At 51.2% G+C, this 11606-nt stretch carries 8 protein-coding genes; 7 read left to right on the top strand and 1 reads right to left on the bottom strand.

What is annotated here, in order from left to right; translation table 11 throughout:
• Positions 1-236: 236 nt before the first annotated feature.
• From dndC to JF539_RS27340, 6 genes are read left to right on the top strand one after another with little or no spacing between them, the layout of a single operon-like run.
• Positions 237-1391 (top strand): DNA phosphorothioation system sulfurtransferase DndC, encoded by a 1155-nt coding sequence (gene dndC / locus JF539_RS27365; RefSeq protein WP_207144398.1) that lies wholly within the window; start codon positions 237-239, stop codon positions 1389-1391.
• Positions 1392-1595 carry a hypothetical protein gene (locus JF539_RS27360; RefSeq protein WP_207144397.1) on the top strand — a complete coding sequence of 68 codons (204 nt, stop codon included), beginning with the start codon at positions 1392-1394 and terminating at the stop codon, positions 1593-1595. It abuts the gene before it with no gap.
• A 3-nt stretch (positions 1596-1598) separates the two neighbouring features.
• Positions 1599-3683 carry a DNA sulfur modification protein DndD gene (dndD, locus tag JF539_RS27355; RefSeq protein ID WP_207144396.1) on the top strand — a complete coding sequence of 695 codons (2085 nt, stop codon included), beginning with the start codon at positions 1599-1601 and terminating at the stop codon, positions 3681-3683.
• Complete coding sequence (locus tag JF539_RS27350; RefSeq protein WP_207144395.1) at positions 3680-5209, top strand: ATP-binding protein; 1530 nt, start codon at positions 3680-3682, stop codon at positions 5207-5209. Before dndD ends, JF539_RS27350 begins: the two co-directional genes overlap by 4 nt.
• Positions 5210-5221: 12 nt before the next feature.
• Positions 5222-5770, top strand: a complete 549-nt coding sequence (locus JF539_RS27345) for a hypothetical protein (protein ID WP_207144394.1) — start codon at positions 5222-5224, stop codon at positions 5768-5770.
• The gene (locus JF539_RS27340; protein ID WP_207144393.1) at positions 5767-6915 is read left to right on the top strand and encodes a DGQHR domain-containing protein; all 1149 of its coding nucleotides are present in this window, start codon (positions 5767-5769) and stop codon (positions 6913-6915) included. The genes JF539_RS27345 and JF539_RS27340 overlap by 4 nt, the downstream gene beginning before the upstream one ends.
• Before the next feature lie 304 nt (positions 6916-7219).
• Here the strand turns inward: JF539_RS27340 and JF539_RS27335 are convergent, their stop codons facing one another.
• On the bottom strand, positions 7220-8560 hold the full coding sequence (locus JF539_RS27335) for an anti-phage deoxyguanosine triphosphatase (protein WP_207144392.1): 1341 nt from the start codon (positions 8558-8560) through the stop codon (positions 7220-7222).
• A gap of 498 nt (positions 8561-9058) precedes the next feature.
• Here JF539_RS27335 and JF539_RS27330 point away from each other — a divergent pair, with 498 nt between their 5' ends.
• On the top strand, positions 9059-11257 hold the full coding sequence (locus JF539_RS27330) for a helix-turn-helix domain-containing protein (protein WP_207144391.1): 2199 nt from the start codon (positions 9059-9061) through the stop codon (positions 11255-11257).
• The last annotated feature ends 349 nt before the right edge of the window (positions 11258-11606 follow it).

Below are 11606 nucleotides of genomic sequence, written 5' to 3'. Positions count from 1 at the left end.
TAGAGATGTTCTACAACCCGAAGCGCAAACACGCCAGGAACGGGATGCTGTCACCCGTCGAGTTCGAACGGCAGCGGAAAATGAACACCAAAGGCGTCTAGAAAACGCGGGGCTATTCACTAACCAGTCGAGTATTAGTGGAGAGTGCAGGCTAGGTTCCGATCCGAAATTTACAGTAGCCATTATATCTTGATACACAAAGTGCAGGAATCCAGAATCATAGGTGAGAAATGGGCTTGGAAAGCGCACGTGCGACATTGATGGAAGCGGATGACGCCACAGCCCTGGAAGCCATTAGAGCTGACCTCCTAGACGAATACCGTCAAAGCCACAGCTTTCCATGGATAATCGGGTATTCAGGAGGTAAAGACAGTACGCTCGTCACCCACCTCGTATTCGAGATGCTGATGTCACTGCCGCCGAGTCAAAGACTGCGACCAGTACATATTGTCGCGAATGATACTCTCGTTGAAAGCCCCCTTGTAGTAAAGCATCTGACAGAGAGTACGAGAGAAATCGAAGAAGCTGCCCAGGCATTTGGGTTGCCGGTTTTTGCTACAATCACAAGACCTGCACCTGATCAGTCTTTCTGGGTCAATCTGATAGGCCGCGGCTACCCTTCTCCTAATCGATCGTTCCGTTGGTGCACTGATCGAATGAAGATTCAGCCAACAAGCCGATACATCAAGCAACAGGTGGATGAAGCGGGCCAGGTTATTCTTCTCCTTGGAGTGCGTCGTTCGGAAAGTGCAACACGCGCAGCATCGGTCGGTCGCTACGACAATGGTGAGAGGCTAAATAAACACAATGACTTAGTTGGGTGTATGGTCTTCCGGCCTATTGTTGAGCTTGATACCGAAGATGTTTGGGAATTTCTTGCTGAAAACGATCCCCCGTGGGGTGGTAGCCACCTAAAGCTCATTAATTTGTATCGAAATGCGAGCGGTGGCGAATGCCCTGTTGTGACGTCTAAAGACGATGCTCCTTCCTGTGGTACGACTTCTTCACGGTTCGGCTGTTGGACTTGCACTGTGGTTGACAAGGATCGCAGCTTAGAGGGTTTCGTGGAGTCTGGTTTTGCGGAATTCTCGCCACTGCTGGATTTTCGTGACTGGCTGGCTTCAATCCGGAACGACAAGGAGCGGAGGCAGGCACGTCGAAGAGATGGACGTGTGACTATCACGAATGCAGGTACGTTCGTTCCTGGCCCATTTACACTTCAGACCCGGGCCGAAATTTTTCAAAGATTAAGAGATCTAGAAAAAGATACGGGTCAGGCCTTGATAACTGACGAAGAAGTTGAACTAATCCATAAGCTGTGGTCTGAAGAGATTGCAAGCCAGGGAGCTGCGCGAAACAACAGCGTCCGCGAGATCGTCAAGGATAAATAGATGCCGCGCAATGTAGTCGTACTTTTAGACAATTCGGACGGGCGAGCCATGATTAAAGACGCCTGTAAATCAAATGGAATGCTTTTTGCCGAGTTCGAAGAATTGGTTCAGGCAGAAGTTGAGCAAACGGGAAAACAGCGTCGCGCTGGCCTTTGGGATTCCTTTGACGATATCCTGGACCGTATTCAGGTAGACGAACAATAACTCATGCACATTTCTCAGATTACGCTCAGAGACTGGAAAGCCTATACCACGGCGAATTTCGAATTTCCGGCACCTGCCTCGGATAAAAACATCATCCTGATCGGTGCGCCTAATGGTTATGGCAAAACAAGTCTGTTTGAAGCCATTGTGCTAGGCATGTTTGGGCGCGATGGTCTGCCGCTTATCGCTCGTTCACCTTTTTCGGGGGCGGACAAAGAGCGGCTTGCAACTTCTTATAGAAATTTCCTCGAAAAAGCCTTGCATCGAGGCGCAACGGCGGCTGGCCGAACGTCTTGTTCCGTGAAGCTAATTTTCACGGATGAAGATGGAGAGCTTTTAGAAATCCAGCGCATCTGGCACTTTAGCGATTCCGGAACCTATCGCCCGCAGGATGAAGAAATCCACATTTACGAAGGCTCGACCCGCAAGGCGGTTGGACCAGGCGCCTTACAAGGCAATGACCGCTCAGACTGGTTCCGCGAATATATTGCAGAAAAACTGCTGCCCTTTACGCTTGCTCATTTTTTCATGTTCGACGGGGAACAGGTAAGTGTTTTGGCGGAACGGGAGATGTCCGCTCAGGTGCGGGCTGGAATTGAAGGCCTTCTCGGCATTCCCGTTCTCAAACAACTTGCAAAGGACTTGCGATCCTACGCAGAAGTGCGGCGTAAAGAGTCACCTAACGTTTCGGATAGAACCATCGAAAAGCTAGAGCTGGATCGTCACACCCTTACTTTTGAGTATGACAAGAAAGCCGCTCGTCTTGCCGAGATCGAACCCAGTCGTGCAGCGCTCAAGGAAGAACAAGAGCACCTTATCCGTGAGCTGGCCAGTTTTGGAGCAGGCTCGCAAGCACTGCTTCAGGAGCAATTCGAGCAAATCAAAAACTATGAACGCACCATCGAAGATGGCCATTCGCAACTCGAAGCGCTGATGATGAAAGACCTTGCGCTGGCCCTTTCCGGTCTGGGCTTGCGGGGAAGCGTCAAAACTCGGCTCTTAAGCGAGGGCGTACGAGAACGATGGGAAAGCGGAAAGAATCAGGGTGACAGCAACCTGGAGCGGTTTCTTGATTCGGTTGATACGGGCATGCAAGAAATCAATCCGTCCTTAAGTGACGGCCAGCGTGAAGGCGTGCTGGATAGTGCTCGCAATGCCTGGGAAAAACTCTGGTATCCGCCGCCGGACAACTGTGCAGAGGAATATCTTCATCCGTATTTAAACGAAATCGAACGCTCAAAGGTGATAGATCGCTTAGACGAGCTGGATGAGTTGAGCGCGCCTGCAATTGTTGAGTTGCTGAACAGCATTGCTGCAAATGAAGAGTCGTTGAAGCGTTTGCAGGACGAGGTGACGCGAACCGAAGCCGTTGCGCCGCACGTAGATAAGAAACGAGAACGCCTGACGCATGTGATCGGAGAGCTGCAACAATATGACCAGGAAGTAGGCGCTCTGAAGCGTGAGATGTCTTCGCTGGAAAGCCAGATCAATCAGAAGAACGCAGAACTGACGAAGCTTTCCAGCCAGCTCGATCAGGCAGCACCGTCTGCCCGTCGCGCAGCACGAGCGAACAAAGTAGCGCTCATGGTCGATGAGATTGTGGCCAAGGCGGTGCCAAGTCAGATCGAAGCCATTGCAGCCGCAATGACCAAGGCGCATCGCTCTATGGCGCACAAAAAAGACCTCGTCGAGCGCATAGCGATTGATGATAGTTGCGATGTGAAGTTGTTGAACGCTGATGGCATGGACCTTCGCGGCTATGATCTCTCTGCAGGTGAGAAACAAATATTCACTCAAGCATTGATCTCTGCCGTTTCATCGGTCTCGGGCCGCGGCTTCCCTATGGTCGTCGATACGCCTCTTGGTAGGCTAGATATCGAACACCGTAAGGGAGTCCTCAATCATTTAGTGCAGCGAGAACATCAAGTGATCTTGCTTTCGACCAACACGGAAGTGGTTGGAGACTACCTGCGGGAAATCGCTCCGCATGTGCAGAAGAAGTACCTCCTTCATTTTGAACGTGTTGGCGATATCGGCCAGTCAACGGTCCGGCCAGGCTATTTCGAAGACACTGGAGGGCAGGCATGAGCATCTCCCTCGTTGAAGTCGCTGGCGCGAACTTTCGAACCGACTACGAAAGCGACCAGCTCAATACAGAATTCATGGGGCGACTCGGGATGCGCAAGCGCTATCTCCCGGCTCGTCTGGCTATCTCGCGCTCTCTAGCAATGAGTGTTCCAGTCGAACTACCTGTAGAAGAGCTGGAGCCCGGCAAGGTAATCAAAGGCGACACGCTGTTTGGCACCGGAACTGAGCTATCGGTTTGGTTGGCGCTAATCTTAGAGCGTGCCGGTGAGCCGGATATCGACACCAAGCGCCTGGTCTCTTTGGTGGGTGCGCATTGGCGACGTGGCCTAACCAAACTTGATGAAGAATGGGAACAAGCTGGAGCCGACGTGGCTCAACTCGTGCGGCGTCTTGTGGAAGTGGCTGAATTACCCATGGCTGGTGGCCGATTGCCGGTGTCCGGTAGCGCGTCCGGTGCGACATTCTCCAGTGGTGAAATTAAGGTTCCGCTCGGTGAAATTGGTGAAGATGTCAGTACCCAGGAGAAGGTCTTTTGGAGCCTAAATGGAAAGGGTGGTGCACCTCATACTGCGATAATGGGAGGCAGCGGATCGGGAAAAACGGTCATGGCTGCGGCCATGCTGCGCGCCATTAGAGAGCAAGCTCCCGTTCCTCTTCTCGCGTTCGACTTCAAAGGAGATTTGGCAGCGTTTACTGGCACGAACGGCCAAACCGCACTTGCAGAAGCTTTTGAAGCGCAAGTGATAGAGCCACCGCGCATGCCAATCCCTCTGGATGTGCTTGCGCTCTCCCTAAAAGATCAATTTGGTATTGATGAAGCAGCCCTACGCTTTCGTGAGTCATTCTCTCGTCTCAAGGGGTCGAAGCTTGGCGACCGCCAGCGTAATTATGTCCATGAAGCTGCGGCGCGCGCACTGTCTACCGATGAGCCTTGTGAGCTTCGACATATCCGAGACCGTCTTCTGGAGGTCTACGAAGAGCACGAGGCGAAAGAAGACGGCGCAACTTCCAGTATGGAGGAGCTGTGTCGTTTCCCGCTGTTCAAGCCCGAGATGTCGCCTGCAGAATTCTTCCAGCGGAGTTGGATCATTAAGCTACCACCCAATGTACCAGAAGATAGCCGGACCATCGTGGTCAACCTTCTGCTGGACGCTCTAGATCAATACCTGAACGGGCTTGTGGATGCGGACACGAACCCAGACGGTGCGCGCGGGCTGCGCATCCTGTGCATGATTGATGAAGCACACCAGATTCTCGGTACCAAACTGCCGTCACTCTCCCGCCTGATCCGCATGAGCCGTTCCAAAGGTGGCGCGGTCATGTTGGTTTCGCAATCGCCGGATGACTTCTCCGGTGAAGATGATGAATTCCTAGATAACATGGGGCTGGTTGCCGCGTTTGCAACGAACGCGAAGCCAGGCGCGGCGGCGCGCGTGCTCGGCAAGGGGGCCAACTTCACCAATTTGCAAACAGGCCAATGTTTCGTTCGGTTCGACAAGACCACCAAGAAGATTAAGGCGTGGTGAAGAGGTATTTATATGAAGGCAGGTTTCACTCCCTTTAAAAACGATGTCCCTGAGACAAAGCTGGAGTGGATCGAAAGGTCGGCCTTCTGGCTTTTCTCAAACGTCATTTGGAGCTTTATCCCACTACTATTCACGTTGTTTTTTACGCTTGCCATTGGTCTAGTAACCAATATCAGTAACGAATTTCGAGTGGCCGCGACTATTGTTGCAGTAACGCTTTGCGGTACTCAGTTGGTTGATGATATCGCGATACCGGATCGAAGCAGGACTATCTGGAAGTGGATCAAATTCGGAGCCAATATTGTTTTGGTGCTTGGGACTGTCGTGATGATCATTAACGTACTTCATGACAGGCTGCCAAGTGGCATAAAGGTGAGCGTGGGGCTCACTAATCTTGGCGCAATTTCTGTCTTTGTCCTAGCATTGGTGTTGTCGTTTTTTGGCTATGTCCTGAAGACCAAGGCAGGCGCTGAAAGCTATGAGGATTCTGAAGACTCTCGGCGGGAAGACCTTATTGAAGATGCTGATAGTCAGTCCATGGTGGACGGGATCAAGATATGAGCGATCAAACATTACATTTTACAGCCATCCGGTTAGAACAACCAATTGGCGAACTCTTCGTTGGCAGAATCCCATCTGACAAGCTTGCGCATCTGGCGAAGGCCGACATTCGCCGAATTACTAGCCGTGAAGTTGAAAAGATGTCGGGTATTCAGCGGGGCTTGAACTCGACCAGAGTAACGGATATCGCCAAGTATATCGAAACAGTCGATGCATCCTTCCCCAATGCGTTTATTTTAAACCTAAACTCAGAGTTTCTGAATGATGCACCAAAGGAGATTGACAATAATTGCGGGGATAAAACGGATATCTTCTGTTTCGAAATCGCCACCAACGAGCGGGCGTTTAGTATTATTGATGGCCAGCATCGATTATCCGGGTTTCAAAAAGCAGATGTAGAAGTTTTTGACCTCATAGTAGCATTCTTTATTGATTTACCCACGGAAGATCAGGCGTATCTGTTTTCGACAATCAACGTGACACAGCAGAAGGTGAATAAGTCCCTCGTATATGATCTTTTTGATGTCTCCGAAACTCGCAGCCCTCAGCGAACGGCGCACTTGATAACGAAGGCGCTCAACACGGATGCCGACTCGCCTCTTTTCAGGAGGATCAAGCTTCTCGGTATCGCACCAAAGTTTGGCGATGAGGTCTTGTACAAGGCTCCATTGAGCCAAGGTACGGTTGCTAGCCGAATTGTTGATAGTATTTCAACTGACCCGATGGGTGACAGAGATACGATCAGGAGAGGCAAAGAAATCAGTGTGAGTGAGTCCGATATTGAAAAGGGTTTGATTTTTCGAAAGTTTTTTGCCGAAGAAAAAGATTGGGCAATTCTGAGGATCATAAAAAACTATTTCAAAGCCGTTGCCGAATCTTTTCCAGATCTTTGGGAGAAACAAGATAACCCTCTATCGAAGACTATTGGCTACGGCGCTTTGATGCGGCTGCTCGTTGATGCTTATGCTTTAGGGACGGAAAGTAATGACCTTTCACTCGAGTATTTTTCGCAACTAATGGCGAAAGTGAAGGAAAACAGCGACAAAGATAATGACACGCCGCTGACGTTCGAAAGCTTTCCAGCAGCCGGGTCGGGCGAAACCAAATTATACGGTAAGCTCAAGGAATGGGCTGGGCTAGTTTGAAGTATTGATGCGCAAAGCTTGCCTTTGATTGTGCAATCGACCAAACAGGCTAAACTGATTTTCCAGCTCTTGAAACTTGGAAACCCTGGGCAGCTGCGTCTCCTCAAATTCATCGAGTGACACTCTGTTAATTCCGCCTTCAGGCATTTCTAGCTGACCTGAGAAGGAGGGCGAGGCAACGTTTGGAAAAAAAGCCGTATGGCAACGCCTGAAGCCCAGTATTCTCTCCGTTGGGACGTAATCTCACGCTGAATTAATTAGGAACGTCTGGCAAAGCGTTTGAGAGCACCCAGGAAACATAAAGCTATAACTTATCGAAGACGGACCCCATTCGCGGTGAGAATAGACGATCATAAGTCTTCAGGAGATAACTATCCGTCATGCCAGCGACGTAGTCGCAGATTTCGCGTAACGGATCTAAGCTACAATTAAATTTGGAGTAAATGTCACGTGGTAAGAAACTCTTGGGATCTGACTTTAGAACCTCAAAAACTGCGATCACCATCATCTGACCTTTAAACTCAAGGTGTTGAACGCCGGGACTGAAAACGACTTCTTCACGAATAAAATCTTTAATTGCTTCTACAAAGCGAGAAACGTGCTCGGGAAGTTGTGCTCGAAATCTAAGCCGTGGTTCGTCGAAAGATTCGTTGTCGTAAATCTGTACACTTGGAATAACAAAACCAAGTATTCGATTGATTTGATGCTTACGCTTCCCACCGTCACTGAAAAGACGTTCGACTAAACCCTCATAGACATCATTGCCGTAGCTCCCCGAGTATTTCGAATTCAGATAATCTAGAAGCCCTTCACACTTTTCTGGAGTTACCCAATGTAGAAACGCCGTTTTGTTTACGAGTTGGAGCGCTAATGCATCTTCTAAATCGTGGATTCCAAAACTGATGTCATCAGCTAGGTCCATTATGCTGCATGCGAAGGATTTGTGGCGAGCTTTACCGTGTTCGCCTGGCTTCGGATCACAGGTCTGGAAGAGATTGCGGTCATGGTCAGATAGTGGTGCAAGGAGCCAACTGACGACATCTGCCTCACTGTCCATATAACATTTTGGCGGCTTAGCAGAACTTCTGTCGAGCAGCGGGATCCCACTGGCGTTTTTGATCATGCGAGGTGCAAGCTTAGAATTGACAGCTGTGGAGTATGAAACAGGGTACTTAAGTACGCCAAGCAACGACTCGCGCGAGAGGTCCGCTCCTGAGCTTTCGGAAAACTTTTCTAGTTTTGATAGGATCCTCAGTGTTTGCCCGTTCCCCTCGAAACCCCCATTTTCACGCATGCAATAATTAAGCGCGACTTCGCCGCCGTGGCCAAAAGGCGGATGACCAAGGTCATGCGTGCAAGCAATCGCCTGCATCATGCTACGACCTGGCAGCAGATCAATTGCCTGATGCTTTGGGAAGTTGTAACGCAACTGCGCTTCAAGTCCGGCGGCAATTTGGGCGACCTCTAGCGAGTGTGTGAGTCGAGTTCGATAAAAATCGCTGTCTCCCAGATTAAGAATTTGCGTTTTGCCTTGAAGGCGGCGAAACGAGGCAGAATGAATGACGCGTCCGTAATCAACGTCTCCAGGGCTGCGCGCATCCTCAGGGCTTTTTTCCCACCCAGAGCGACGTTCAAGCCAAACCAAAACAGCACCTCTTAAATCATAACCTTGTGTTCTGTCGAAATGGGTCGGCTACTGAAACCGAGTGCGAAGCCCTCATGTTTTAAAACCAACTCAAGCCAGTGAGTTCTATGTCTGGCTTTTCTACCTTCAATTGTAAAGGTGCCTTGCAATGCAAACTCATAGGATTCGCAGTTTAAGGCGTGGGGAGCGCGAGCCAGTAAATTCGGATAAGCTCCATTATAGAGCGGCCTGAATTTTCCACGTTCGCGTAATCCTGCCGACGTTTTGGCAATTGTCGCCGCCGAGTGTATTCTAGGTTCCTTTTTTGCGGCCTCGATACAAACGATTTCGTCGCCTAGCTCTTTCAATTTCCAATTGCCGCGGTAGGCGAAATCCAACTTTAAAACTTGGCGGAAAGTACCTCTGCCGGTTGTGGTTAGGTGACTGCACCCTCTTCCACTTGACTTTTTTGCATTCATGCTGCATATATGCAGCATGAAGTCATGGTTGGAGGCGATTATGAGTGAGTACACCCAGTCATTGAAGATTAGCACGTCGATTGCTCGTCTGCGCGCGGAAGCTAATGTCACCCAAGCAGTGCTGGCGAAAGAGTCCGGACTTGACCAAAGCAGGGTCTCGCGCATCGAAAAGGGCGAGGTTGTTTCAAGCGCGGACGTTGATCGGGTGCTGGAGGCCCTTGACGTACTAGGAACCCCAAGTGCCAAGGCATTCATGGAGTACATCGATAGGGAATGGCAACACGTAGAGCCGCCATCATTTTGGAATCCAGAACGTGCTTGCCTTGAGATTACAGAAGATACGCTCAACGAAATTGAGACCTTCCTTGCAGAAGAGGATCATCCCTGGCCGCTGCGTCGTCAAATCGAACGACAGCGGGAGTCACTTCTGCGCGCGGCGAGCTTTCTGGGTCGATTGCATCACAATATCGCCTTCATCGGGGACATGGGCGTCGGAAAGTCCACGGCAATCAGCTTCATCTTTGACCTTCTCGTGCCCCCATCGCTCGCGGACAAAACGTTCAATCGCCCAGTGTTGGAAACCGGCGCAGGTGGGACAACGATCTGCGAAGTACACATCAAAGCAGGTCCAGAATTCGGCATCTCCTTACTTCCTATGAGCGACGCAGAGATGCGAGAGTTGGTGTCGGACTTCTGCGCTTCGAAGTGGGCACTGCACATGAGCGAACAGCGTGAGGCTGGTGAAACTGTTGGCATAAGCCGGGAAGCGGAGCGCGCTATCCGTAATATGACAGGACTCGGTCGCAAGCGGGAGACGGTTGAAGGTAAGATCGTTTACCAAGATCCCGTGGGAGACGTAGCCAAATCCAGTAGTAGCGAAGACGAGTTTCGGACCCGCATCCTCACATTGATGAATCTCGACGACCGTACTCGGCGCGAGTTCTGGTACGACAGCTCGACCCGTAAACATCCGATGGAGTGGGTTACCGAAACCTTCAAGGCGGTCAACAACGGTCGCCTAAAAGACGCACCGCTGCCCAAGAGTATCGATCTCCTCATCCCCAGCTTCGGGCGAGCATTTGGCGAGCTGGACATTACCGTCATCGACACCAAAGGCGTCGATGACGTGGCCGTGCGCGAGGACTTGGACCACCGTTTGAAAGACCCTCGAACAACAGTTGTGTTTTGCTCACGCTTTAACGATGCGCCGGGGACCAGTACGCGCGTGTTGCTTCAACATATGCGCCAAACCTTCTCAGAGCGCTTCGACACCGGGAAGGTATCGGTCCTGGCGCTGCCCAGGTCTGAAGAAGCGCGTGCTATGAAGGATGATCTGGGCGAACAGGCGCTAACAGATGCGGAGGGCTACGAGTTCAAACGGATGCAAGTTTCTTCCGAGCTTTCTGCCGAGGACCTCGCCGGCGTTCCTATGCTCTTTTATAATGTCGAGGCCGACGAGGCCGCCACGGTTCGTGGTGATCTGTTCGCGCAATTGAGCCGGATGCGTAAGGCGGTCGAAGAACGCCTCTTCGACCTGTGTGCAGCTTCGCAGGACATCATCAAGAACCATGAGGCCCAAGCGTTGAACGCCGCTATCGAGGAGGTAGCCAATAGGCTCAACACCTTTCTTAGAGGCAATCGGGGCTTAGGCGCGCGTGAGCAGTTGGCCCACGTGGATGCAATCAACACCATTAAAGGTGTGCGGTATGCCTCCACACTTTGGGCATCCACGCGACGGGGCGGGGAATATACGGGCCTTAATGTGGTACATCTGATAGGTGTCGGCGCCGCCCGAGATGCCAAACGGCGAAGTGAGAGTTGGTTTAAGAGCCTCGACGCATTTCTCAAGTCACTGAAGGCGGATGAGGGCCTGACCTTGGCCAATCGCACTATCGACCAAATTGCAGCAAGCGCAGCCGCCACAAAGCGTGCTTTCCTCGAAGCAGCTCAGCTCGGTGGTGTTGAGGTCTACCGCAAACCCCTGTCACAAACTCCCGTCTGGTCGGCCTGTGCTTCGGAATGGGGTAGAGGCCCGGGTTTCAAACTCCGCGTGGCCGATCACCTGGAAAATTGGTTCTCGAACGAGACGGAACTGAAAGATCGGCTGGAGCAGATGATTAACGGGCTATGGGAGCAGAAGGTAATTGCTCCGTTGGTAAGGCTTGTCGAGGAGAGCGCGCCTGAAGCCGACCCCACACCAAGTAATATCATTCCGCTAAAGGGCCGCATGTCAGCTTGAAGACCTGAGAAAAGGAGGGAAAGGGCAATATGTGATGCGAGACGTGCAATTGTTCTTCCCTCGACTGGATGGATTATTTGTACCTAATTGGCAGGAATTAGTGGGGCTGGGTCGCCGTGGTTACACCAAGGTTACCATAGCGCTCTTCCGTTCAGTTTCGCTGAAGTTTGCGTGGGTTTCAGTGGTTCAACTTGCCACCAGCATATCGATTAACTGAGAGTTGGCATTCTGACGAATTAGGGCGGACTCCGATTTACTCCGCACCACTGTCTAGACGTCACAATTTCTCGCTTGCCAAGGTTGGGGTCGTGGGTTCGAATCCCATCGCCCGCTCCAATTCAGCCGAATG

The organism is Roseibium aggregatum, assembly GCF_017309185.1.
Lineage (GTDB): Bacteria > Pseudomonadota > Alphaproteobacteria > Rhizobiales > Stappiaceae > Roseibium > Roseibium aggregatum_B.
Note: the sequence above shows the minus strand (reverse complement) of the source record. Positions and strands in the feature narration are given on the sequence as shown.

Coding starts and splice junctions, on each gene's coding strand:
- JF539_RS27340 (WP_207144393.1), top strand. CDS start 5,767: ATGAGCGATCAAACATTACATTTTACAGCCATCCGGTTAGAACAACCA.
- JF539_RS27350 (WP_207144395.1), top strand. CDS start 3,680: ATGAGCATCTCCCTCGTTGAAGTCGCTGGCGCGAACTTTCGAACCGAC.
- JF539_RS27360 (WP_207144397.1), top strand. CDS start 1,392: ATGCCGCGCAATGTAGTCGTACTTTTAGACAATTCGGACGGGCGAGCC.
- JF539_RS27330 (WP_207144391.1), top strand. CDS start 9,059: ATGAGTGAGTACACCCAGTCATTGAAGATTAGCACGTCGATTGCTCGT.
- dndD (WP_207144396.1), top strand. CDS start 1,599: ATGCACATTTCTCAGATTACGCTCAGAGACTGGAAAGCCTATACCACG.
- JF539_RS27345 (WP_207144394.1), top strand. CDS start 5,222: ATGAAGGCAGGTTTCACTCCCTTTAAAAACGATGTCCCTGAGACAAAG.